General features: G+C 67.3%; 22 protein-coding genes and 1 riboswitch. Of the genes, 12 read left to right on the top strand and 10 right to left on the bottom strand.

The features are described 5' to 3' along the window. The first annotated feature begins 18 nt into the window (after positions 1-18). From EYZ64_RS03985 to EYZ64_RS03975, 3 genes are read left to right on the top strand one after another with little or no spacing between them, the layout of a single operon-like run. Positions 19-936 (top strand): NAD-dependent epimerase/dehydratase family protein, encoded by a 918-nt coding sequence (locus EYZ64_RS03985; protein ID WP_135452000.1) that lies wholly within the window; start codon positions 19-21, stop codon positions 934-936. 26 nt (positions 937-962) lie between these two features. Continuing rightward, complete coding sequence (locus EYZ64_RS03980) at positions 963-1,763, top strand: SDR family NAD(P)-dependent oxidoreductase (RefSeq protein WP_286174606.1); 801 nt, start codon at positions 963-965, stop codon at positions 1,761-1,763. Positions 1,764-1,781: 18 nt separating this feature from the next. Further along, entirely contained in the window at positions 1,782-2,555 is a 774-nt protein-coding gene (locus tag EYZ64_RS03975; RefSeq protein WP_135451998.1) for a creatininase, read from the top strand. A 337-nt stretch (positions 2,556-2,892) separates the two neighbouring features. On the opposite strand, the gene lpdA is transcribed toward EYZ64_RS03975, so the two are convergent. From lpdA to speB, 8 genes are all read right to left on the bottom strand, one after another. After that, a complete protein-coding gene (lpdA, locus tag EYZ64_RS03970) occupies positions 2,893-4,260 on the bottom strand; it encodes a dihydrolipoyl dehydrogenase (RefSeq protein ID WP_135451996.1) in 1,368 nt (455 codons plus the stop codon). After that, positions 4,257-5,198, bottom strand: a complete 942-nt coding sequence (gene lipA / locus EYZ64_RS03965) for a lipoyl synthase (RefSeq protein WP_135451994.1) — start codon at positions 5,196-5,198, stop codon at positions 4,257-4,259. The genes lpdA and lipA overlap by 4 nt, the downstream gene beginning before the upstream one ends. A gap of 4 nt (positions 5,199-5,202) precedes the next feature. Next, positions 5,203-6,588, bottom strand: a complete 1,386-nt coding sequence (locus EYZ64_RS03960; protein WP_135451992.1) for an L-serine ammonia-lyase — start codon at positions 6,586-6,588, stop codon at positions 5,203-5,205. A 2-nt stretch (positions 6,589-6,590) separates the two neighbouring features. Then, positions 6,591-7,859 carry a serine hydroxymethyltransferase gene (gene glyA / locus EYZ64_RS03955; protein ID WP_135451990.1) on the bottom strand — a complete coding sequence of 423 codons (1,269 nt, stop codon included), beginning with the start codon at positions 7,857-7,859 and terminating at the stop codon, positions 6,591-6,593. 2 nt (positions 7,860-7,861) lie between these two features. Continuing rightward, on the bottom strand, positions 7,862-8,260 hold the full coding sequence (gene gcvH, locus EYZ64_RS03950) for a glycine cleavage system protein GcvH (RefSeq protein WP_135451989.1): 399 nt from the start codon (positions 8,258-8,260) through the stop codon (positions 7,862-7,864). Positions 8,261-8,273: 13 nt separating this feature from the next. Beyond that, positions 8,274-9,383, bottom strand: coding sequence for a glycine cleavage system aminomethyltransferase GcvT (gene gcvT, locus EYZ64_RS03945; RefSeq protein WP_135451986.1), 1,110 nt, complete (start codon positions 9,381-9,383; stop codon positions 8,274-8,276). Further along, entirely contained in the window at positions 9,380-12,253 is a 2,874-nt protein-coding gene (gene gcvP, locus EYZ64_RS03940; RefSeq protein ID WP_135451984.1) for an aminomethyl-transferring glycine dehydrogenase, read from the bottom strand. Before gcvP ends, gcvT begins: the two co-directional genes overlap by 4 nt. 53 nt (positions 12,254-12,306) lie before the next feature. Beyond that, a riboswitch (glycine riboswitch) is annotated at positions 12,307-12,399 on the bottom strand. A 122-nt stretch (positions 12,400-12,521) separates the two neighbouring features. Beyond that, the gene (gene speB / locus EYZ64_RS03935) at positions 12,522-13,523 is read right to left on the bottom strand and encodes an agmatinase (protein ID WP_135451982.1); all 1,002 of its coding nucleotides are present in this window, start codon (positions 13,521-13,523) and stop codon (positions 12,522-12,524) included. A gap of 168 nt (positions 13,524-13,691) precedes the next feature. Here speB and EYZ64_RS03930 point away from each other — a divergent pair, with 168 nt between their 5' ends. Continuing rightward, a complete protein-coding gene (locus EYZ64_RS03930) occupies positions 13,692-13,904 on the top strand; it encodes a TOBE domain-containing protein (protein WP_135451980.1) in 213 nt (70 codons plus the stop codon). Between the two features lie 22 nt (positions 13,905-13,926). Here the strand turns inward: EYZ64_RS03930 and EYZ64_RS03925 are convergent, their stop codons facing one another. After that, complete coding sequence (locus EYZ64_RS03925) at positions 13,927-14,904, bottom strand: LacI family DNA-binding transcriptional regulator (protein ID WP_135451978.1); 978 nt, start codon at positions 14,902-14,904, stop codon at positions 13,927-13,929. A 188-nt stretch (positions 14,905-15,092) separates the two neighbouring features. Here EYZ64_RS03925 and EYZ64_RS03920 point away from each other — a divergent pair, with 188 nt between their 5' ends. The 5 genes from EYZ64_RS03920 (at position 15,093) to EYZ64_RS03900 (ending at position 20,215) form a co-directional block, all read left to right on the top strand. Further along, a complete protein-coding gene (locus tag EYZ64_RS03920; protein ID WP_135451976.1) occupies positions 15,093-16,418 on the top strand; it encodes an aryl-sulfate sulfotransferase in 1,326 nt (441 codons plus the stop codon). Further along, on the top strand, positions 16,415-17,254 hold the full coding sequence (locus EYZ64_RS03915; RefSeq protein WP_135451974.1) for an ABC transporter permease: 840 nt from the start codon (positions 16,415-16,417) through the stop codon (positions 17,252-17,254). Before EYZ64_RS03920 ends, EYZ64_RS03915 begins: the two co-directional genes overlap by 4 nt. Next, positions 17,254-18,012: an ABC transporter ATP-binding protein gene (locus EYZ64_RS03910; RefSeq protein WP_135451971.1), complete on the top strand. Its 759-nt coding sequence runs from the start codon at positions 17,254-17,256 to the stop codon at positions 18,010-18,012. Before EYZ64_RS03915 ends, EYZ64_RS03910 begins: the two co-directional genes overlap by 1 nt. Before the next feature lie 29 nt (positions 18,013-18,041). Next, positions 18,042-19,010 carry an ABC transporter substrate-binding protein gene (locus EYZ64_RS03905; RefSeq protein WP_135451969.1) on the top strand — a complete coding sequence of 323 codons (969 nt, stop codon included), beginning with the start codon at positions 18,042-18,044 and terminating at the stop codon, positions 19,008-19,010. A gap of 62 nt (positions 19,011-19,072) precedes the next feature. Beyond that, positions 19,073-20,215, top strand: coding sequence for a lipase family protein (locus EYZ64_RS03900; protein ID WP_135451967.1), 1,143 nt, complete (start codon positions 19,073-19,075; stop codon positions 20,213-20,215). A gap of 7 nt (positions 20,216-20,222) precedes the next feature. Here the strand turns inward: EYZ64_RS03900 and EYZ64_RS03895 are convergent, their stop codons facing one another. Further along, a complete protein-coding gene (locus EYZ64_RS03895; RefSeq protein ID WP_135451965.1) occupies positions 20,223-21,002 on the bottom strand; it encodes a hypothetical protein in 780 nt (259 codons plus the stop codon). Between the two features lie 83 nt (positions 21,003-21,085). Between EYZ64_RS03895 and EYZ64_RS03890 the strand changes: the two genes are divergently transcribed. From EYZ64_RS03890 to EYZ64_RS03880, 3 genes are read left to right on the top strand one after another with little or no spacing between them, the layout of a single operon-like run. Continuing rightward, entirely contained in the window at positions 21,086-21,805 is a 720-nt protein-coding gene (locus EYZ64_RS03890) for an oxygen-binding di-iron domain-containing protein (RefSeq protein WP_135459799.1), read from the top strand. 37 nt (positions 21,806-21,842) lie between these two features. Next, entirely contained in the window at positions 21,843-22,370 is a 528-nt protein-coding gene (locus EYZ64_RS03885; protein ID WP_502702931.1) for a hypothetical protein, read from the top strand. 18 nt (positions 22,371-22,388) lie between these two features. Further along, positions 22,389-23,012 (top strand): TIGR03085 family metal-binding protein, encoded by a 624-nt coding sequence (locus tag EYZ64_RS03880; protein ID WP_135451961.1) that lies wholly within the window; start codon positions 22,389-22,391, stop codon positions 23,010-23,012. The last annotated feature ends 36 nt before the right edge of the window (positions 23,013-23,048 follow it).

The raw sequence follows: 23,048 nt of genomic DNA, 5'->3' as shown, positions 1-23,048 counted from the left end.
CAATAGAGGAAGATTGACATGACCACACTCGTCACCGGCGGCCGCGGCTTCGTCGGCCGTCACCTGGTGGACCAACTGCTCGCCGGCGGCGAACGCGTCATCATGTACAACCGCGACTACTCCGTCGACCCCCGCGACGGGGTAGTCCCGGTGCTTGGCGAACTGTTCGACATCCCGCGCCTGACCGAAACCCTCCGCACCTACGAGGTGGACCGCATCATCCACACCGCCGGGCAGAGCCACCCGGCGATCTCGATCGAGCTGCCGGTCACCACCTTCGCGGCGAATGCCGATGGCACGCTTGCGGTGTACGAAGCGGCCCGGATGACCGGCGTCCGTCGCATCGTGTTTTTCTCCTCGGAGTGCGCCCTGGGCAACATCACCGAGGCCGGCCCGGTCACCGAAGACATCAAGCCGGCCCCCACCACCGTCTACGGCGTGACCAAAGTGGCGGGCGAGTTGCTGGGCAGCACGTACAACTCGCTCTACGACATGGAAATCGTGTCGCTGCGCATCACCGAGGTGTACGGGCCGGGCCTGTGGATGCCCAGCCTGCTCGGCGACATGATCCGGGCCGGACTGCGCGGCGAGACCTTCGCCCTCGAATCCGGTGGTGATCACGGGTTCCAGTTCGTCTACGTCGACGATGTCGCCACCGCTGCCCGGCTGGCGTCCACCACCGCCAACCTGACCCAGCAGGCCTACTTCGTCTCGGGCGGCGACCGCATGACCGTCTTCGAAACCGCCGACCTGCTGAAGAAGTTCCTGCCCGATGCCCGGTTCGAGATCGGCCCGGGCTACCTGCCCGACTGGGACCGCCAGGTCCAGTTCGATCTGGGCCGGTCGGAGCGCGACCTCGGCTACGTGCCGGCCTGGACGCTGGAGAAGGGCCTGGAGAAGCAGATCGAGTGGATCCGGGCGACCGAGAAGCTGTGACGGACCGAGACGAAAAGGACACGCACATGGGTGAGATGACAGGCCGCATTGCCCTGGTGAGCGGAGCCTCCTCAGGCATCGGGCTGGCCACCGCCGCCACCCTGGCCCGCGAAGGTGCCGACGTGGCGGTGCTGGCCCGGCCGCAGGACGATTTGTCCGAGGCCGTCCGGCTCGTCGAAGGACACGGCAGGCGCGCCCTGCCGGTCAGCGTCGACGTGCGGGATTCGGCCGCGGTGCGCGCGGCGTTCGACCGGGTCGAGGCCGAGTTGGGTCCCATCGACGCCGTGCTCAACAACGCCGGAATATCCCGCGTCGCGCCGCTTGTCGAGACCACCGACGAGGCCCTCGACGATCTGATGTCGATCAACGTGGCCGGGTCGTTTTACGTGCTGCGCGAGGCGGCCCGCGTCATGCAGCCCCGGGGCGCCGGCGCGATCGTCAACACCGGCTCCGAACTCGCGCTCATGGGCCAGCCCGGTTTCGTCGCCTACACCGCGACCAAGGGCGCCATCGTGGCGATGACCCGCAGTGCCGCAGCGGAACTGGCGTCCTGGGGCATCCGGGTCAACTCCGTGTGTCCCGGCACCACCCGCACTCCGCTGCTCATGGTCGAGTTCGAGGACAGCGCCGACGCCGAGGCCGAGATCGCCGAGATCGAGTCCAGCGTCGCAGTCGGACGGTTCGGTGAACCGCAGGAGATCGCCGAGGCCGTGGTGTTCCTGCTGTCCGACCGCGCCAGCTACGCCGTCGGCACCCACCTCGTCGTCGACGGCGGACGCTCGAGCTGCATTCCCGCCGGCAACATCGGCGTCTCCCACAACAACTGACCTACAAGGAGTTTGACTATGGCTGAGCAGAAGCCCCGGATGTACCGGGACATGACGTGGTCGGAGATCGCCGAGGCGGCCCGCGCCGACATCCCGGTCGCCATCCCGATCGGTTCGACCGAACAGCACGGCCACCACCTGCCGGTCTGCACCGACTGGCTCATCCCCGAGAAGCTGCTGGAGGAGGCCAGCCGTCGGACCGACCTGGTCGTCGGCCAGTTCGTTCCGTTCGGCTATCGCAGCCGACCGGGTAGCGGTGGTGGACAACATATCCCAGGCACCCTGTCGCTGCGGGCCACCACTTACATCGCGCTGCTCGAGGACATCCTCAGTGAGCTGAAGCGGGCCGGGTTCCGCAACATCGTGCTGTACAACTGGCACTACGAGAACAGTGGCTTCATCTACGAGCCGGCGTTCCTGATCTCCGAGAAGCACCCGGAACTGAAGATCCTGGTGATGGAGGACGCCAACCCCGATTTCACCGTGGACCGCCAGCAGGCCATCTGGCCCGAGGGCTTCCCCGGTCTGGCGCTCGAGCATGCCGCGGTCATCGAGACCTCGCTGCTGCTGCACCACGCACCGCACCTGGTGCGGACCGAGCACATCAAGGCAGATGCACCCGAGCGGGTCGTCAACCACGATGTGCTGCCGATCGACACCCGGATGTCCACGGCCAGCGGTGTTTTGTCGTCTCCTGAGGCGGCCACCGCCGAGAAGGGCAAGATGCTCACCGAGTGGATGGTCGACCGGTTGGTGGCGATCTTGGATGAGGAGTTCGGGGACCGCCGCTGATTTCCTTTGTCCCCTCGCGCCGCGAGCGACCGTGCCTGTACGCCAACACGCCGTAGATTGCGTACTTTTACGGTCGCTCGCGTTGCTTGATTGGTGTGCGGGCGCTGACCACCACAACGCCGAGGATTGCTGCCACATACTGACCGCAATCCTCGGCGTTGTTGATCGCCTGCCTGAGCAGACCCCGGCGCAGCGTGCTGTCGGCCTCAATATTCCTTCAACACAGCGTCATCCAACGCCGTTCACCGGCAAAGGCAGCCGTGATGCGGCGCGAGCGTGCGCGGCGTGCTACCTCAGTGTGTCGGGCAGCAGACATGCACGCTCGCGGGTCTCATCCTCAGCCGTGCAGGTGAAGCGGCGCGCCGGACACAGCCATCAGCGCCTCTCCCAATGCCTCGTTCTGGGTGGGGTGGGCATGCACGAATCGTGCGGCCTCGTCGGCCTTCACACCCAGGTTGTACAGCATCTGGGCCTCACCGATCAGTTCCGAGACCCCGTGGCCGATCATGTGCACACCCGCCACCGCGCCGGCCGGGTCGACGACGAGCTTGATCGCGCCGGACGCCTTGAGGATCTGGCTGCGCCCGTTGCCGGCCAGGTCGTAGGTGACGGTTTCCACGCCGTCGCCGTAGCGTTCCCGCGCCGCCTCCTCGGTGAGCCCCACCGAGGCGATCTCAGGGTTGCAGTACGTGACCCGTGGGATACCGAGGTCCGCGACGGGCTGAGGGTTGCGGCCGGCGATCTGCTCGGCGACGAAGATGCCCTGCTGAAATGCCCGGTGCGCCAACTGGAGTCCACCGACGATGTCGCCGATCGCGTAGACGCTCGGCACGCTGGTACGCAGCGCGTCATCCGTCACCACGAACCCACCGTCGAGGGTCACTCCGGCCTCGTCGAGCCCGAGATCGGCGGTACGCGGGGCCCGGCCGACGGCAACCAGCAGCACATCGGCGGACAACTCGTCGCCGGATTCCAGGGTCACTCGCACGTCGCCGTGATCGGTGGCGACCGCGGTGACGCGGGCTCCGGTCTTGGCGGTGATGCGGCGGCGACGGAACAGCCGCTCCAGATAGGTGGAAATGGCGGCGTCCTCGTTGGGCACCAGCCGTGGCAGCGCTTCGACGATGGTCACCTTGGTGCCGAACGAAGCCCAGAGACTGGCGAATTCGACGCCGATCACGCCGCCACCGAGGATGATCGCCGATTCGGGGATGGTCTCCAGTTCCAGGGCCTGATCGCTGGTGAGCACCCGCTCGGAGGGCGCGATGAGTCCAGGGAGCTTCGGCGCCGATCCGGTGGCCAGCACGATCGATTTGCCGGTGATGGTGGTGCCGTCCACCTCGACGGTGGTGGGCCCGGTCAGCCGGCCGCGGCCGTTGACGACGGTGATACCCAGGGCGTCGATCAGCCCGGACAGTCCCTTGTGCAGCCGTGACACCACGGTGTTCTTGAAGCCGTGCAGCTTCTCCGGGTCGATGCTGTCGAAGGTCGCGTTGACCCCGAATTGTGCAGCGGTGCGCGCGCTGTCGGCGACCTCGGCCGCATGCAGCAGGGCCTTGGTCGGGATGCACCCGCGGTGCAGGCAGGTTCCGCCAACCTGGGCCTCGTCGATCAAGATGACCGACAAGCCGAGCTGGGTCGCGCGGATCGCGGCCGCGTACCCGCCAGGGCCGCCGCCGAGGATGACGATATCTGCTGTGCTCACGAGACGCTCCTTGAAAGTTCGATAGCGGTACGGGCCTGGGTGTAGAGCCACCCCGCTCGGTAGGACGAACGCACCAGCGGGCCGGACATCACTCCGAGGAAACCGATCTCGCGGGCGATGCCGTCGAGTTCGGTGAATTCATCTGGGGTGACCCAGCGTTCGATGGGGTGGTGCCGCGGTGTGGGCCGCAGGTACTGGGTGATGGTGACCAGTTGGCAGCCGGCAGCGTGCAGATCCCGCAGGGCAGCCACGATCTCCTCGGTGGTCTCCCCCATGCCGAGGATCAGGTTCGACTTGGTGATCAGGTCTTGACTGCGGGCCCGCTCGATCACTGCGAGCGAGCGTTCATAATCGAAGCCCGGCCGGATCCGGCGGAAGATACGCGGCACGGTTTCCAGATTGTGCGCGAGCACTTCCGGTGCCGCATCGAAGACTTCGTCGAGTTGTTCGGGAGTACCGGTGAAATCCGGGATGAGCAGTTCGACGCCGGTGCCCGGGCATGCCGCGTGGATCTGCCGCACGGTCTCCGCGTACAACCAGGCGCCGCCGTCGGGCAGGTCGTCGCGTGCCACCCCGGTGACGGTGGCGTAGCGCAGCTGCATGTCGGCCACGGATTCGGCCACGCGCCGCGGTTCATCCCGGTCCAGCGGCTCGGGGCGGCCGGTGGCGATCTGGCAGAAGTCGCAGCGCCGTGTGCACTGGTCACCGCCGATCAGGAAGGTCGCCTCCCGGGCTTCCCAGCATTCGAAGATGTTGGGGCAGCCCGCTTCCTGACACACCGTGTGCAGGTCGTTGCGCTGCACCAGGGAGGCCAGCTCACGGTATTCCGGGCCCGTCCGCAGCTGGGTCTTCATCCAGGCCGGTTTGCGTTCGACCGGGGTCTGCGCGTTGCGGACCTCAAGTCGCAGGAGCCGGCGGCCTTCCGGGGTGACGGTCATTTCCTCAGCATTCGACGATGTTGACAGCGACGTTGACAGCCAGCCCACCCATGGATGTCTCCTTGTACTTGGAGCTCATGTCCATTCCGGTGGCACGCATGGTCTCGATGACCTGGTCCAGGCTCACCCGGTGGGTGCCGTCGCCGCGCAGCGCCATGCGGGCCGCATTGATCGCCTTACCCGCCGAGATGGCATTTCGTTCGATGCACGGGATCTGCACCAGGCCACCGATCGGATCGCACGTGAGGCCGAGGCTGTGTTCCATGGCGATCTCGGCGGCGTTCTCCACCTGTTGCGGTGTGCCACCCAGGATTTCGGCCAGACCTCCGGCAGCCATCGACGCCGCCGAGCCCACCTCACCCTGACAACCGACCTCGGCACCCGAGATCGAGGCCCGCTCCTTGTACAGCGATCCGATGGCCCCGGCGGTCAGCAGGAAGCGGACGGTGGTGTCGTCCGGGTCGGCGATTCCGGCCGGGGTGTAGCGCAACGCGTAGTGCAGAACCGCCGGGATGATCCCGGCCGCACCGTTGGTGGGCGCCGTCACGATCCGTCCGCCCGACGCGTTCTCCTCGTTGACGGCCAGCGCCACGAGGTTCACCCAGTCCTCGGCGAAAGCCGGGTCACGCTGCGGGTCTTCGGCATTGAGCCGCACGAACCAGTCCCTGGCGCGCCGCCGGACCTGCAGGTTGCCGGGCAGATAGCCGTCGCGGGCCATCCCGTTGGCCTGGCACGCGACCATCACGTCGCGGATGTGCAGGAGGCGTTCCCGCACGTCGGCTTCGCTTCGGTTCACGCATTCCTGCCGCATCATCGCCTGGCTCACCGACAGCCCGTCCCGTTCGGTCAGGGCCAGCAACTCCGCGGCCGAACGGAAGGAACCGGTGGCATCTGCTCCCGCCCCTTCCCGCTGGGCTGGTGCGCTTTCAGTGACGACGAAACCGCCACCGACCGAGAAGTACGTCTCGCGGTACGCGACGTCACCACCGGCCGAAAACGCCGTCAGCGTCATGGCATTCGGGTGCTGGGCGAGCTGCCGGCCCGGCTCCAGATGCATATCGGATTCGGTCAGCGCGATGACGATCCGGCCGGCGAACAGGATCTTCCCGTCGGCGCGAATGGTCGCCAGCCGCCGTTCCATCTCGTCGGTCTCGATCGTCTCGGGCCGATAGCCCTCGAGACCCAAGAGGATGGCGGGCATCGTGCCGTGCCCGGCACCGGTCGCTGCCAGCGAGCCGAACAGATCCACCCTGACCTCGGCGACACGATCGACCATGTCGCGCCCGGCAAGTTCGTCGACGAACATGCCGGCCGCCCGCATCGGGCCGACGGTGTGTGAGCTCGACGGGCCGATCCCCACCGAGAACAGGTCGAACACGCTGACCGGCATGGCTACAGCTCCGGGTACAGCGGGAACTGCTCGGCCAGCGTACGAACCTGCGCCGCAAGCTGTTCGGTGTCGGCATCGGCCTCGGCGATCAGCGCGGCGGCGATGACGTCGGCGACGCGCGCGAAGTCCACGTCACCGAACCCGCGAGCGGCCAGCGCCGGGGTGCCGATGCGCAGCCCGGAGGTGACCATCGGCGGCCGCGGATCGAAGGGCACCGCGTTGCGGTTCACGGTGATGCCGACGGCGTCGAGCCGGTCCTCGGCTTGCTGCCCGTCGATCGCGGCGTTACGCAGATCCACCAGCACCAGGTGCACGTCGGTGCCGCCGGTGAGGACTGTGATTCCCGCTTCCTTCACGTCGGGCCGGCTCAGCCGCTCCGCCAGGATCCGCGCACCGCGCAGGACCCGCTGTTGGCGTTCGGCGAACTCCGGCTGGGCAGCCATCTTGAATCCGACCGCCTTGGCCGCGATGACGTGCTCCAGCGGTCCGCCCTGTTGGCCGGGGAACACCGCGGAGTTGATCTTCTTGGCGATGTCGGCCTCGTTGGTGAGGATGACGCCGCCCCGGGGCCCGCCCAGAGTCTTGTGCGTCGTGGAGGTCACGACGTGGGCGTGCGGCACCGGCGACGGGTGCAGACCGGCGGCGACGAGGCCCGCGAAGTGAGCCATGTCGACCATCAGGTAGGCACCGACCTCGTCGGCGATCTCACGGAACCGGGCGAAATCCAGCTGCCGCGGGTAGGCCGACCATCCGGCGATGATCAGCTGCGGCTTGTGCTCGCGCGCCGCCTCGGCAACGGCATCCATGTCGATGAGGAAGTCCTCCTTGGACACCCCGTACGCGGCGACGTTGTACAGCTTGCCGGAGAAGTTCAGCCGCATGCCGTGGGTCAGGTGCCCACCGCAGTCCAGGGACAGGCCGAGAATCGTGTCGCCCGGCTTGATCAGCGCGTGCATGACCGCGGCGTTGGCCTGGGCACCCGAATGTGGTTGCACATTGGCGAATTCCGCCCCGAACAACGACTTCACCCGGTCGATGGCGAGCCGTTCGACCACGTCGATGTGTTCGCAGCCGCCGTAGTAGCGCCGGCCCGGATACCCTTCGGCGTACTTGTTGGTCAGCACCGAGCCCTGGGCCTGCATGACCGCGAGCGGTGCATGGTTCTCCGAGGCGATCATCTCCAGGCCCAACCGCTGCCGGTGCAGCTCGTCGCCGATCGCCGAGTAGATCTCGGGATCGAAGTCGGCCAGGCGTTCGTCGAGGATGCTCATGGCTAGGCCTCGCTCTTCTCTGTGTACTCGGCTGCGGTCAACAGGTTTCCCGCCTCGGTCGCCTGGACCTCGAACAGCCAGCCCGATCCGTACGGATCAGAGGTGACCAGGGCGGGATCGTCGACGGCTGCGGTGTTGACTGCCGTGACGGTGCCGCTCACGGGCGGATACAGCTCGGACACGGTCTTGGTGGATTCCACCTCACCGCAGCTTTCGCCCGCGGTGATGGTCGACCCGACCTCGGGCAGGTCGAGGAATACCAGGTCACCGAGCGCGGCGGCGGCGACCGAGGTGATGCCGACCTTGACCGGGGTGTCCGACAGTGCGGCGCCCGGGGCGATCAGCACCCATTCGTGTTCCTCGGTGTAGCTACGGTCATCGGGGATTGTCTGATTCGTCATGTCGGGGGTCCTTTCAGCTGCGGCGGTAGAACGGGGCGGGGGTGACTTCGAACTGCTCTTTGTTGCCGCGGATGTCGACCTGCAGCACAGTTCCGGGTTCGGCCAGACCCGTGTCGAGGTAGGCCAGTGCAATCGGGTAACCAAGGGTCGGCGACAACGCGCCTGACGTCACCATTCCCACCGCGGCCCCGTCGTTCTCGACGGTGTAACCGGCCCGGGCCGCGCGACGGGTTGCGCCCTTCAGCCCGACCAGGACGCGCGAGACCGGCTGCTCGGAAAGTCCTTGCAGCGCCTCACGTCCGATGAACTCCTTACCCAGGCGGACCACCTTGCCGAGGCCCGCCGCATACGGGTTGAGCTCGCGGGTGAGCTCGTGTCCGTAGAGCGCCATCCCGGCCTCGAGCCGCAAGGTGTCGCGGCAGGCCAGACCCGCAGGCAGCCCGCCGACCTCGCTGGTCGCGGCCAGCAAGGACCGCCACAACGCCACGGCCTGCGCGTTGGGCACGTAGAGCTCGAAGCCGTCCTCGCCGGTGTAGCCGGTACGCGCCAACAGCACATCGATGCCGTCGACCTGTGCCGCGGTCACCGCGTAGTACTTGAGGTGCGCGACCAGTTCCAGCTGCTCGTCCGGCACCAGTGAGCTCACGATGCCTTCCGCTGCGGGCCCCTGAACTGCGATCAGTGCGGTACTGGTGGACTGGTCGTCGACGTCGGCGTCGAATTGTGCCGCGCGTCCGGCCAATTCGCGTGCCACGGTCGGGGCGTTCGCGGCGTTGGCGACCACCAGGAAGCGGTCGTCGCCGAGCCGGTACACCACCAGATCGTCGATGACCCCGCCGTCGGCGTCGCACATGAGCGAGTACTTGGCCCGGCCGATAACGATCTTGGACGCCTCGCCGACCAGCGCGAAGTCCAGCGCCTCGGCGGCCCGGGGTCCGGTGACGGAGATTTCGCCCATGTGGGACAGGTCGAACAGCCCGGCAGTCTCACGGACCGCCTTGTGCTCGGCCAGTTCACTGCCGTACTTCAGCGGCATTGCCCACCCGGCGAAGTCGGTGAATGCGGCGCCCAGTCCCCGATGTTCGTCGAGCAGCGGGGAAGCCGGGGTGTTGTTGTCGGTCATGCAAAAACCTCCTGAAGGCTATCGGCGATGTCGGTCTGGAACGCCTCGGGTGCAGGGCACGAGCAGGCGAGATTGCGGTCGCCGTGCACGCCGTCGATGCGGCGAACCGGTGGCCAGTACTTGTTGAGCCGCAGGGACGCAACGGGATACGCCGCGTACTGCCTGCTGTAAGGCAGGCCCCACTCGGCGTCGGTGACCTGTTCTGCGGTGTGCGGGGCCTGCCGCAGCGGGCTGTCCTCGAGCGCCCACTCCCCCGAGCCGACGCGGCTGATCTCGTCGTGGATGCTGATCATCGCCGCGATGAACCGGTCCAGTTCGGCCAGGTCCTCGGATTCGGTGGGCTCCACCATGAGCGTTCCGCTGACCGGGAAGGACAGTGTCGGAGCGTGGAAACCGTAGTCGATCAACCGCTTTGCGACGTCCTCCGCGGTCACTCCGGTGCGCTTGGTGATCTCCCGGAGGTCGAGGATGCACTCGTGCGCGACCAACCCGGTCTCCCCGGTGTAGAGCACCGGGTAATGCCCGGTCAACGACTTCGCGAGGTAGTTGGCGCCCAGCACCGCGGCCTTGGTGGCCGCGGTCAATCCGTCCGGACCCATCAGCGCCAGGTAGGCCCAGGTGATCGGCAGAATGCCGGCCGAACCGTAGTTGGCCGCCGAAACCGGCGCCGGGCCGTCCTGCAGCGGGTCGCCGGGCAGGAACGGTGCCAGATGGGCGCGGACCGCGACGGGCCCGACGCCCGGGCCACCGCCACCGTGCGGGATGCAGAACGTCTTGTGCAGGTTGAGATGTGAGACGTCGCCGCCGAACTCGCCCGGTTTGGCCAGCCCCACCAGTGCGTTCAGGTTGGCGCCGTCGACGTAGACCTGCCCGCCGGCGCGGTGGACGAGATCGCACACGGTGCGGACATCGGTTTCGTACACACCGTGGGTGGACGGGTAGGTGAGCATGATCGCCGCGACCTGTCCGTCGTGGCCGGCCAGCTTGGCCTCCAGGTCATCGTGGTCGATGTTGCCGTTGGCGGCCGTCTTCACAACGACCACCCGCATCCCGGCCAGGACCGCCGAGGCCGCATTGGTGCCGTGTGCGGACTGCGGGATGAGGCAGACGTCGCGGTGGTCCTCGCCGCGCGACCGGTGGTAGCCGTTGATCGCCAGCAGGCCGGCGAGCTCACCCTGAGATCCGGCGTTGGGCTGCAACGAAACCCGGTCGTAGCCGGTGATCTCGGCCAGCCAGGTTTCCAGGTTGCCGATCAGCTCGACGTAACCCGCGGTCTGCTCGGCCGGCGCGTACGGGTGGATACCGGCGAACCCGGGCCAGCTGATCGGCTCCATCTCGGCAGCGGCGTTGAGCTTCATGGTGCAGGATCCGAGCGGAATCATGGTGCGGTCCAGTGCCAGATCCCGGTCCGAGAGCTCCCGCAGGAAACGCAGCATCGCCGTTTCCGACCGGTGCGAATGAAACACGGGGTGCTGCAGGTACTCCGAGGTGCGCAGCAGGTCGGCGGGCAGCGCGAACAGATGATCGGCGGCTGCCGGCGATGCACCGAACACGTCGAGCACGCGCCCGACGACCTCGTCGGTGGTGCACTCGTCGCAGGAGATGCCGACGTGGTCGGCGTCGACCAGCCGCAGGTTGATACCGACCCGGTCGGCCGCCGCCACGATCTCGTGAGCGGTGCCCGGGGCACGCACCAGCACGGTGTCGAAGAACCCGTCGTGGACGATCTCGCGACCGGCGGCCCGCAGACCGTCGGCCAGCGCGGCGGCGTGCCGGTGGACGCGGGTTGCGATGGCGCGCAACCCTTCCGGTCCGTGGTAGGCGGCATACATGGCGGCGACGTTGGCCAGCAATGCCTGCGCAGTGCAGATGTTGCTGGTCGCCTTGTCGCGGCGGATGTGCTGCTCACGGGTCTGCAGTGCCAGCCGGTAGGCGGGCTTGCCGTCGACATCGACCGATACGCCGACCAGGCGGCCGGGCAGCATGCGTTCCAAACCGGACCGCACCGCCATGTACCCGGCGTGGGGTCCGCCGAAGAACAGCGGCACACCGAATCGCTGAGCCGAGCCGACCGCGATGTCCGCGCCCTGCTCGCCGGGGGCCGTGATCAGGGTCAGCGACAGCAGGTCGGCGGCGACCGTGGTGAGCATGCCGCGTTCGCCCGCCGCGGCGATGAGCGGGGCGAGGTCACGGACCAGTCCGCTCGCACCCGGGGACTGGAAGACCACACCGAAGGCGTCACCGTCCGGCAGCGCCTCGGTCAGATCGGCGACCACGACCTCGATGCCGACGGCCTCGGCCCGCCCGCGCACCACCGCGAGCGTCTGCGGCAGGCAATCGGCGTCCAGAACCACACGGTTGGAGGACACCGTCTTGTTGGCCCGTCGCATCAACAGCATCGCCTCCACCACCGCGGTGGCCTCATCCAGCAGCGATGCACCGGCCACCGGCAACGCGGTGAGGTCTTCGATCAACGTCTGGAAGGTGAGCAGCGCCTCCAGTCGGCCCTGCGAGATCTCCGGCTGGTACGGCGTGTAGGCGGTGTACCAGGCAGGCGACTCGAGCATGTTGCGGCGCAGGACAGCGGGAGTGATGGTGTCGGAATACCCCAGACCGATCATCTGAATCCGCTGTTGATTGCGGTCGGCCAGCTCGCGCAGCGCCGCGAGCACCTGCTGTTCGGACCGCGCGGCGGGCAGCCGCAAGTCTTCGGGGCAGCGGATCTGCTGCGGCACCGCGCTGTCGATCAACTCATCGGTGGTTGCGAACCCGAGAACATCCAGCATGTGCCGCTCGCCCACACGGTCGGGGCCGATGTGTCGGTCGCGAAAAGAGCTGTCGTCGTTGACAATTGCGGTGCACTCAGGCATGAGGTGACTCCGGTTTCGGGCATCGCGATTACACGATGCGTCGTGAAGTGACACCTCCCCGCTCTGTCCTGAAACCTGAGAGCTTTAGCGCGTTGCGCTTGTCCCCTTCGGTAAGCGCGATAGCGCTGTTCTCCAGAGTTGTCTCGACACTGCGGTATTGGGCCTGAGAGATTCCCGGGGAGGAGTTGCTCCTACGGCGCCTCCGGAATCGGAGGTTCTCCCACAATGCGTCAACGACGTATTGAGTTATGTGACGGATGCTACTCGATTACGGCGCTGTGGCCGCAACTTCTCCGTTGACGGGCAGATTTGACACCCGTCCAGCGACCATGAGCGACACGATGTCGAACACCACGGTGGCCGCTGCCACGGTCGTGATCTCGGCATGGTCGTAGGCGGGGGCCACCTCGACGACGTCGGCGCCGACGATGTTGAGCCCGGACATCTTGCGCAGCATCTTCAGCAGTTCGCGCGAGGTGAGGCCACCGGCTTCGGGAGTGCCGGTGCCCGGGGCGAAGGCCGGGTCGAGCACGTCGATGTCGATCGACAGGTACACCGGGAGGTCGTCGACCCGGCGGCGCACCACGTCGACGGCCGCGTCCGTGCCGATCACGTCGAGGTCACCGGCCCGGATGATCTTGAACCCCATGCGGGCGTCGTCGTCGAGGTCGATCTGGTCGTAGATCGGGCCGCGGATGCCGACGTGGATCGAGTGATCCTCGATGAGCAGCCCTTCCTCGAACGCCCGCCGGAAGATCGTGCCGTGGGTGACCGGGGCGTTGAAGTAGGTGTCCCAGGTGTCCAGGTGGGCGTCGAAGTGGACCAGCGCGACGGGACCGTGCTTGGCGTGCAGGGCACGCAGGTTCGGCAGCGCGATGGTGTGGTCACCGCCGATCGACACGATCCGGCGGTCGCCGCCGGCCAGGATGTCGGAGGCATGATCCTGGATCTGCTGGCAGGCCTCGGCGATGTTGTACGGCGTGACCGCGACGTCACCGGCGTCGACCACCTGCACATGGTCGAGCGGCGCTACGCCGAGTTCGACGTGATAGCCGGGGCGAAGCGTGCGCGCGGCCTGGCGGACGGCCATCGGACCGAACCGGGCACCGGGCCGGTAGGAGGTGCCGCCGTCGAAGGGCACGCCGAGGATCGCGATGTCATAGTCGGACACCTCGTGGATGTCGGCGATCCGGGCGAAGGTGCCCTTCCCGGCGTAGCGGGGGACCTTGGTGGCGGGCAGTGCGCCGATGATGCCGTTCTGCGTGCTCATCTGTGGTTTCCAGCCTTTCGACTCGCCGGTTTGTTGAGAGTCAGCATCACTCCCGGCGCACACCCGTAGCGAGCAGATAATGCCCAAACACTGACGAGTCACTTTGAGCAATTGCACAATCACTATCGTCAGAGCCGCACGTCAGCCATTGATCGATGGAGGTCCGCGATGCGTCTGTCCACCCGTAACCAGCTCACCGGCACGGTCACCGAGGTCACGATCGGCGCCGTCATGGCGACCGTGAAGGTCAAGCTCGACGGCGGTGACCAGATCGTCACGGCCTCCATCACGAAGGAGGCCGTCGAGGAGCTGGGCCTGGCGCTGGGCACCGCGGCGACGGAGCTGGTCAAGTCCACCGAGGTGATGCTCGGCGTCGACTGACGTCGGGGAATACCCGCCTAGCTCACGCGCACCCGCAGGTCTCCCCCACCCGCAGCGTGGGCACCAGGCCGTCCCCGGCAACCGGGGCATCCCCGAGCAACAGGCCGAGCGCCTGGCGCGCCAACGCATCGACGGGTTGTTGCACCGCGGTGAGCCGCAACTGCCCGTAGTCGACGGCGCCGCCGTCGAAACCGACCACCCCGATGTCGCCGGGCACCCGCAGTCCCGCATCGCTGATCGCCCGGATCGTGGCGGCCGACTGTCCGTAGGTGCCCACCACAAACGCGCGAGGGACGTGGTCTGCGCGACGCAGAAACTCGCCGACCGCGGCGTACGCGCCGGCAGGGGTGAGATCGGTCCGGATGAGCGGGAGATCCTGACCCACGGCGGAGGCGACGCCCTCGAACCGTTGTTGCACGGTTTCGCGGTCACCGTGCTGGACATCGTCCTCGGTGAAACCGCCGACGAACGCGATGTCACGACAACCATGGACATCCAGGAGGTGCCGGGTGACGAGTTCGCCGGCATTCACGTGATCAACCCCGACGATGTCGGCTTCCACCTCACCGCGGATGTTGTGCATCCACACCACCGGAATACGTTCCTGCCGACAGAGATTCGCCGTTTTCGGAGCGTTCGCGGCACCGACCACCAGCAGTCCGTCGACACCGACCTCGGAGAACGCGGCGGCGAACTCAAGTTCCCGCTCGGGGTCGTAACCGGTGTTACCGATCAAGGTCAGATGGTCGCGCGCCCGGGCTTCGATCTCGATCCGCCCCACGAACTCGCCGAACAGAGGCAACGTGAGGTCGGGGACCAACAGGCCGATCTGCCGCCATCGCCGCGACCGGCGCAGCGCCCTGGCCCGCACATCGGGCCGGTAGTTCAGCTCGTCGATCGCACTGATCACCTTGGCCCGCAATAATTCTGACACCGGACGCGGACCGTTGTTGAGCACGTAGCTCACCACCGCCGTCGAGGTGCCGGCGCGGCTGGCCACATCTGCCAGTGTCGGACGTTTCCCACTCACAACGGCTGGACCCTCCGCTCGTCGATGACCGCTCGAAAGAGTTTCAATCACCTCGATTGTGACGGTTCCGCCCACGCTTCGCTTGCCTCACGCTAATCGATTAGAACCGTAACGAGGAGGACCCGTGGTTGTAACCGGACGTTGGTGGAGTGACTGACATGGCATTCGTACGTCCCAGTGGAGTCAGCTACCTCGATCCCGAACTTGTCCACGACAGCTACATCCTGTTCACCGGCGCCGACGGAACGACCCGGGTGATCAACCTCAACGGCACCGTGGTGCACGAGTGGCCGTATGCCGGTGTTCCACCGCGCATTCTGGACCCTGCGCTCAACGGCGGGCGCCTCGGCGACGTCGGGGTGCAACTGTCCGACAGCGGAGACGCTCGTGGCGGCATCTACGCCAACGGCACCGTCGGCCAACTCGACTGGAACGGCGAGGTCGTCTGGGAGTGGGGCACTCAGGCACCTGGTGGCGCGGCCCGGCAGAACCACGACTGGGAGCTGCTGCCCAACGGCAATCGCCTGATCCTGGTCACCGTTCCCCGGGTGGTAACCGCTCTCGGCGAGCACACCGTGGGTGATCAGGGACTCTACGAGGTCACACCCGACGGCCAGATCGTCTGGCAGTGGCTGGCCGGGGACCACCTCGATGAGTTCGGATTCTCCGAGGCGGGTTGGGATGCCCTGCGCCAGACCGTCGCCCGCGACCCCGACGATCCCTGGGGTTATCTGGAGATGAACAGCGCCAAGCCCCTCGGACCCAACCGGTGGTACATCGACGATCCGGACTCGGTCTTCCACCCCGACAACATCCTGATCAGCTTCCGCAAGGCCAACATCATCGCGCTGATCGACAAGTCGTCCGGAACCATCGCCTGGCAGCTGGGGCCCTACTACGACGCCGAGCCCGGCGCCCAGCACCAGCGGATCAACGTGCACAAGGTCCCACGTCCGGTCGATCAGACCTCCGGGCAGCACAACCCGCACATGATCGCCGCGGGCCTTCCCGGGGAAGGCAACATCCTGGTGTTCGACAACCAGGGCGGCGCCGGGTACCCGGCCGCATCGCTGGGTATCTACGCCGGATCCAGAATTCTCGAAATCGACCCCGTCACCAAGGAAATCGTGTGGCAATACACCGCTGAAGACTCGGGTCTGCCGTCCTGGACCTTCTTCAGTTCGTTCGTCAGCAATGCCCAGCGGCTTCCCAACGGCAACACCTTGATCACCGAAGGGATGCAGGGGCGGCTGTTCCAGGTCACGCCCGACGGCGATGTGGTGTGGGAGTACCACAGCCCGTACCAGGGCTACGGCGTGGCCGGTGAGCCCGAGGTCAAGCAGACCAGGGTGCCCGGGGTCGACCGGCTCACCCAGACCGCGCTGGTGTACCGGTCGCAGGCCGTGCCGTTCGACTGGGTGCCCGCGGGTACCTCGCGCGAACCGCTGCGCGCAGTAGGCACCGAAGCGGGAAGCCATCCATGACAGCCGGTTTGGCGGTCCGGGCACCGGCCGCGAGCGCGCGCCGATACCCGGGCCCGGCCCGGGTGCGGTCGGCGTTCGCGCGGTTGGGTGTCCTGGGTTGGACGGTCGCCGGCCTTGGGATCGCCGCGGCGTTGTGGTCGCTGATCGTGGCGACCGGACGGTTCCCGCGGCAGCTGTTCCCGAGCGTGCCCGAGATCCTCGCAGCCGGGCAGACCCTGTGGACCGAGGGCCTGCTGGCCGACGACATCGTCGCCAGTTTGCGCAGGGCGGCAGTCGGTTTCGCGATCGGTGCCGCCGCCGGGATCGTCGTCGCGGTGTTCACCGCGACCACCAAGCCGGGGCGCAACCTGCTGCAACCTGTGCTCCGGGTGTTCTCGCCGATCCCGACGATCGGCCTTGTCCCCTTGGCGATCCTGTGGTTCGGGCTCGGCGAGAACAGCAAGCTGCTGGTGATAGCACTCGGCGTCTTCGTCCCGGTGTGGATCAACAGCCACTCTGGTTTGGCGAGCACACCGGTCGACTATCTGAAGGCTGCCCGGTGTCTGGGTGCCGGCCGCTGGCAGACGTTGTCCAAGGTGGTGCTGCCCGAAGCCGCCCCCGACATCGCATCGGGTCTGCGGGTGGGGGCTGCGATGGCCTTCGTGCTCATCGTGGTGGCCGAGATGACCGGCACCACCGCGGGTATCGGGTACCGGATCTCCCAGGCGCAGCTCTTCTCCCAGGCCGACCGGCTGATCTTCTGCCTGATCATCCTTGGCATCGTCGGCGCGCTGTGCGACCTGCTGGTCGCCTCGGTCACGTCCCCGTTCACCCGTTGGGCTCAAGAGGAGCGCTGATGGCCATCCAGACCCACGACCTCGTGGTGCAGTTCCCCGGCAAGCAGGAGCCGACGCTCAAGGGCATTTCCCTGACCATTCCCGACGGGTCGTTCTCCGTCCTCGTCGGCGCCTCGGGCAGCGGCAAATCGACACTGCTGCACTGTCTGGCCGGGCTCATCACCGCGACCGCAGGATCGGTGACCGACAGTGACGAGGCGGTCACCGCACCGCATCCCCGGCGCGGCGTCGCCTTCCAACGCGATGTGCTGTTCCCGTGGATGTCGGTCGCCGACAACATCGACTTCGCCCTGACCGCCCGGCGGCTGTCAAAACCTGAGCGCCGGGACAAGATTCACGAACTGCTGGACTTGGTGGGCCTGCGGGACGAGGTGGCCACCCAGCGCCCCGGTGAGCTGTCCGGCGGTATGCGGCAACGGGTCAGCATCGCCCGCGTGCTGGCCGGGGAGCCGACGGTGATGCTGATGGACGAACCGTTCGCAGCGCTCGATGCACTCACCCGGCTGCGCATGCAGGATCTGCTGATCGATCTGTGGACGCGGTTGAACCGCACGATCGTCTTCGTCACGCACGACATCGACGAGGCGATCCGGCTCGGCGACACCGTCAGCGTGCTGCGCGACGGGCAGATCGCCGATCAGATCACCAACCCGTTGAGTCGCCCCCGGCCGGCCGACGCGCTGGCAGATCAACCCGGCTACAGCGAGATCCGCAAGACCCTGCACCACCAGCTCGGTATCGACCACGCCGTCCACTGATCCCCCACCCCCACAAAGGAACCCATACCGTGAAGACTCCTCTTCGGCGTATCGTCGCCGCAGCAGTTGCCGCTGCCGCACTCACTGTGGCAGCCACCGCGTGCACCGACTCGGGTACCGCGAACGCCGATCAGCTGACCGTCGGATTCGTCGTCGACCCGTCCTGGGCACAGATCCCCGTCGCCGCCGACACCGGCCTGTTCGGCAAGCACAACGTGAACGTCAAGGTGGTGAACTTCCAGTCCGGCGTGGAGGCACTGCAGGCCGCGGCCGCCGGTCAGGTCGACATCACCACCGCGGCCGATGTGCCGACCTCGGCCGCGCTGACCCGCACCCCCACCTTGCGGGTGATCGCCGACGGTTCCCGCTGGGAAGGCTCGCGTATCGTCGCCCGGCGCAGCGCGGGCATCAACACCGTCGCGGATCTGGCCGGCAAGTCGATCGGCACTCCGCTGGGCACGAGTGCTGCCTACTTCGTGTCGAACGCCTTGGCGCAGAACAACATCAAGGCCGAGCTGGTCCAGGTCGCGCCGTCGGCGATCGTCACCGCCGCCACCCGGCGCAATGTCGACGCCGTGTCGATCTTCCAGCCCTACCAGGCGCAGACCATCAAGGCCCTCGGCGACGACGCCGTGGCGCTGACCGGCGGAACCTACAACCAGCACAGCCTGTTCGTCGCCACCGAATCGGCCGTCTCGACCAAGGGCACGGCGATCACCGCCTTCCTCGCCGCACTCGGTGACGCCGGCACTGCCCTGTCCCAGCACGACAAGGCCGCCACCGACGCCGTCGCCAAGGCCACCCAGCTGGACCCCGAACTGTTGGGCACCGTGCTCGACGAGTTCGACTTCACCCTTCAGCTGAAGCCGGACCTGGCCGCCAAGCTGGCCGAACTGGGCGCGTGGGCCAAGACGCAGAAGTCCATCGACCCGGGCACGCAACTGCCCGACTACGCAAAGTTCCTCGACAACCAGTTCCTGCCGCAGTCGGCCCCGTAGGCACGGAGCCGATGACGGAAACACCGCCTTCCGGTAGTGCAGCGGTCGACACAATGGCAGCCATGACCAGAAATCGCCTACTAGCCGCTGCGGCCGCGCTCACCGGCTGTACGACAGCCACCCAACCCGGGCTGCATCCCGGGCAGTTACTCACCGCACGGCCGCTGACCACCACCGCCGCGCTGCCCAGCGGTGAGACCCGGTTGATCACCTACGTCTCCGACGATGCGCACGGCCAACCCATCGTGGTGTCAGGCACCGTGGCCGTCCCGAAGTCGCCGCCGCCCGAGGGCGGCTGGCCGGTGATCTCCTGGGCCCACGGCACCACCGGCTACGCCGACACCTGCGCCCCCTCGGTCGATACGCCCGACGGTCTGGCCCACGACTACCTCGGACCGGTGACCACGATGCTCGACACCTGGGTGGCGCGCGGCTACGCCGTCGTCCAAACCGACTACCAGGGGCTGGGCACCCCCGGCGGGCATCCCTACGTCGACGGCACCAGCGAGGCGAACACCGTCACCGACATCGTGCGGGCGGCCCGCGAACTGAACTCCGGCATCGGCACGGACTGGGTTGCCATCGGCCACAGCCAGGGCGGGCAGGCCGCGCTGTTCACCGCGCAGGATGGTGGGCAGCGCGCACCCGAACTCGATCTGAAAGGCGCGGCGGCACTCGCACCCGGCGGGGTGGGGATGAGCCAGGCAGTCGACTTTGCACGCTCCGGAAGTCCGGAAGCCGTTGGAACACAAGCTTTCCTACCACTGCTGGTACTCGGCGCCGCCGTGGTCGATCCGGCCATCGAGCCGGATGAGATCTTCACACCGCAAGCGCAGCCCTTGTTGACCGCGGCCCGCACTGCGTGCATCGGTCAGATCCGCGCCGTCGCACCGGTGCCGTCGGCACAGGTCTTCGCGGCGGATGCGAATGTGACCCCGCTGCAGGACTACCTCGGCCGCCAAGATCCGACCCGCCTCAGCCCGGGGGTACCGGTCTTGATCGGGCAGGGCACCGCCGACACCGCGGTTACCCAACCTGGTGTCGACGCACTGGCAAAAGCCCTGTGCGACAAGGACGTCGCAGTCGACTACCGGGTGTATGCCGGCCAGGACCACCGTGGCGTCATCGGCGCCTCACTACCGGACGTACAGGACTTTGTGAACACCGTGATGGCCGGGAAAACGGTCAGCACCTGTCCACGCTGACACCTACCTACAGTGCCCGAGCCCGCTGGTCACGCAACCGCAGCAGTGCCGTCCCGAACGCGCCGACCACCACCAGGTCAGAGGCCACCCCGCTGCTGACCGTCGCCAGCAGCCACCCGGCGACGCCGGTGGCCAGGACGAACGGCGGCAGCCACTCGAACACCTGCGACCATGACGGCACCGGATGGTGGGTGTGCGCAGCGTCCTTGGCGCGGGCGTACTCGGGATAGAACTCGGTGACGGCCACCGCGAAGAACAGCGCGGCCAGCTGAAGAATCCACCCGGTCCAGAAGTTGTCGGTGCTGCCGTAGACCACATCGCCGAGGAAGCCGACCGAGGCCGAGAAGCCGAATGCCGCCGCCCACACGGCGGTCACCACCATGTTGGTGCGCTTGAACAGCGGCGTGTCCCAATGGTCCGGCGGGGTGACGTCGCGCGCGTACGCCGTCGTGTACGGCCGGCCGATCATCAGGCTGACCAGGGCGAAAATCGCCAACGAGGCGTTCGTGATCTCCCCCGACCACATCTCCAGCCACGTCTTCTGCCCTCTGGAGGCCACCAGGCCGACGACGGCCAGCACCACGAAGAAGGCCACGCCGAGCATCTCGAGCACGTGCACCGGAATGTTGCGGCGACGGTCCAGTGCCAGCACCAGCAGCGAGAATCCGAGCGCACCCCACACGGCGATCTCGTAGCGGCCGGGACCGGCAAGGATCGCCATCAGAGCCCACGGCACGATTCCGGACAGCGGGGAGTCCAGAAACGCATCGAGGGCTTTTCCGGGCACGCGACGACGGTAGGGGACGCGGCTGGGAAAATCCCAAGACTTCAGGTTCCCCGGAGGCGGACCATGGAGTCATGGCCTCCGACCTGGAAACCCGTGTCGACGAGATCGCCCCGGACATCTACCGGCTGTCCACCTGGATACCCGGGATCACCGAGCACGGCTTCACCTTCAACCAGTTCCTGCTGACCGGAGACGAACCGTTCCTGTTCCATACCGGTCAGCGGTTCCTGTTCCCGCAGGTCTCCGCTGCCATCGATCGGGTCCTGCCGCTGGCCCGGCTGCGCTGGATCTCGTTCGGGCACCTGGAAGCCGACGAGTGTGGCGCGGTCAACCAGTTCCTGGCGGCCGCACCGCATGCCGAGGTGATCCACGGACCGCTGGCCATCATGTTGTCGCTGAACGACATGTGCGACCGTCCTCCCGTCACCGCGCCCGCGGAGACCCCGCACGACGTCGGCGGACACCGCCTGCGCTTCATCGCCACACCGCACGTGCCGCACAATTGGGAAGCCGGGCTGTGGTTCGACGAGGCGACGTCGACGCTGCTCGCCGGCGACCTGTTCACCCACACCGGCCAGTGTCCGGCCCTCACCGAGTCTGATTGTGTGGCACCGGCATTGGAAGCCGAGGCGCTGTTCCAGGCCACCGGCCTGACCACGAATCTGATGCCCACTTTGGCCCAGCTCGCCGAGCTGAACCCCACCACCTTGGCGATCATGCACGGCGCGTCGTACCACGGCGACGGGGCCGGGCAGCTGCGCGCGCTGGCCGACGGTTACACAGGGTTTTTCGGCGCGTCATAACCCGCCCTGATTACGGGCGATGCGTAGCCTTGGCGCGGTGAAGGCGTGGCAACCGGTGGGCGCCCTGCTGGCTGTGGGTGTGCTGTTGTCGGGCTGCCAATCGAGTATCGAAGGCACCCCGAGCACCAGCCCGCAATCACCGACCGAGCCCAGTTTCCCGACCGCGCGGCCCTCGCCGAGCACCACCGCCGCGGCCCCGCCCAGCAGCTCCCATGCGCCGTCCGGCGCCACCCCGCTGCAGCCGGAGAACGGGTACGTCTTCATCGAGACCAAATCGGGGCGGACCCGCTGCCAGCTGTCCAAGCAGGATGTCGGCTGCGAATCGGACTTCACCAATGCACCGGTGATCGACGGCGAGCACGCGAACGGCATCAGGCTCACCCCGGATGGCCAGATCAAGTGGGTAGTGGGCAACCTCGGTGACATTCCGGTGGTCACCCTCGACTACCGCACGTACAGCGCGGTGGGCTGGACCATCGATGCGCGCGAGGACGGTACCCGCATCAGCAATGACCGCAGCGGGCACGGAATGGTCGTCGCTGTCGAAGGGGTGAAAACCTTCTAGAGCTTCTAGAGTTGGTCAATGACTATCGCTCAGCGGGAGCGTGCCGCCCTGGTCGAGTCCATGCGCGCCGCGGGCCCTGATGCGCCCACCCTCTGTGAGGGCTGGACTGCCCGTGACCTGGCCGCCCATCTCGTCGTGCGCGAGCGTCGACTCGACGCCGCCCCCGGCATCCTGGTGCCTCAGCTCGCGGGCTACACCGAGCGCGTGCAGCAGAAGGTCACCGAAAGCACCGAATGGGGCGACCTGGTGGACCAGATCGCTGCGGGCCCTCCGCTGTACTCCCCGTTCAAGCTGTTGGACCCGTTGGTCAATGTGGCCGAGATGTTCATTCACAACGAGGATGTGCGCCGGGCCCAACCAAACTGGGAGCCAAGGGATCTCGACAGTGCGACGGTATCCGCGCTGTCGCGCGGGATCGCCGCGATGGCCCGGATGTCGATGGGCAGATCCCCGGCCCGGGTGGCATTGACCACCCCCGCGGGCAAGACGCTGGCCACCGTCGGCGCCGGTCCGGCGGTGACGGTGACCGGGGAGCCGGGCGAGCTGCTGTTGTTCGCCGCGGGCCGAGAGCCGGCCCGCGTGACGTTCGCGGGCGACGACGATGCCGTCGCCGCGCTGCGCGCCGCCCGTCGCGGACTGTAAAACACCAGGCAGTCCCCCGCTTTACTCCTTCTTGAT

It is taken from the genome of Mycobacterium sp. DL99, assembly GCF_004762045.1.
Lineage (GTDB): Bacteria > Actinomycetota > Actinomycetes > Mycobacteriales > Mycobacteriaceae > Mycobacterium.
The sequence above is the reverse complement of the archived record's forward strand: the minus strand, read 5'-3'. Positions and strand labels throughout refer to the sequence as shown.

Coding starts and splice junctions, on each gene's coding strand:
- EYZ64_RS03985 (WP_135452000.1), top strand. CDS start 19: ATGACCACACTCGTCACCGGCGGCCGCGGCTTCGTCGGCCGTCACCTG.
- EYZ64_RS03980 (WP_286174606.1), top strand. CDS start 963: ATGGGTGAGATGACAGGCCGCATTGCCCTGGTGAGCGGAGCCTCCTCA.
- EYZ64_RS03975 (WP_135451998.1), top strand. CDS start 1,782: ATGGCTGAGCAGAAGCCCCGGATGTACCGGGACATGACGTGGTCGGAG.
- lipA (WP_135451994.1), bottom strand. CDS start 5,198: ATGACCGTCACCCCGGAAGGCCGCCGGCTCCTGCGACTTGAGGTCCGC.
- EYZ64_RS03960 (WP_135451992.1), bottom strand. CDS start 6,588: ATGCCGGTCAGCGTGTTCGACCTGTTCTCGGTGGGGATCGGCCCGTCG.
- glyA (WP_135451990.1), bottom strand. CDS start 7,859: ATGAGCATCCTCGACGAACGCCTGGCCGACTTCGATCCCGAGATCTAC.
- gcvH (WP_135451989.1), bottom strand. CDS start 8,260: ATGACGAATCAGACAATCCCCGATGACCGTAGCTACACCGAGGAACAC.
- gcvT (WP_135451986.1), bottom strand. CDS start 9,383: ATGACCGACAACAACACCCCGGCTTCCCCGCTGCTCGACGAACATCGG.
- gcvP (WP_135451984.1), bottom strand. CDS start 12,253: ATGCCTGAGTGCACCGCAATTGTCAACGACGACAGCTCTTTTCGCGAC.
- speB (WP_135451982.1), bottom strand. CDS start 13,523: ATGAGCACGCAGAACGGCATCATCGGCGCACTGCCCGCCACCAAGGTC.
- EYZ64_RS03930 (WP_135451980.1), top strand. CDS start 13,692: ATGCGTCTGTCCACCCGTAACCAGCTCACCGGCACGGTCACCGAGGTC.
- EYZ64_RS03920 (WP_135451976.1), top strand. CDS start 15,093: ATGGCATTCGTACGTCCCAGTGGAGTCAGCTACCTCGATCCCGAACTT.
- EYZ64_RS03915 (WP_135451974.1), top strand. CDS start 16,415: ATGACAGCCGGTTTGGCGGTCCGGGCACCGGCCGCGAGCGCGCGCCGA.
- EYZ64_RS03910 (WP_135451971.1), top strand. CDS start 17,254: ATGGCCATCCAGACCCACGACCTCGTGGTGCAGTTCCCCGGCAAGCAG.
- EYZ64_RS03900 (WP_135451967.1), top strand. CDS start 19,073: ATGACCAGAAATCGCCTACTAGCCGCTGCGGCCGCGCTCACCGGCTGT.
- EYZ64_RS03880 (WP_135451961.1), top strand. CDS start 22,389: ATGACTATCGCTCAGCGGGAGCGTGCCGCCCTGGTCGAGTCCATGCGC.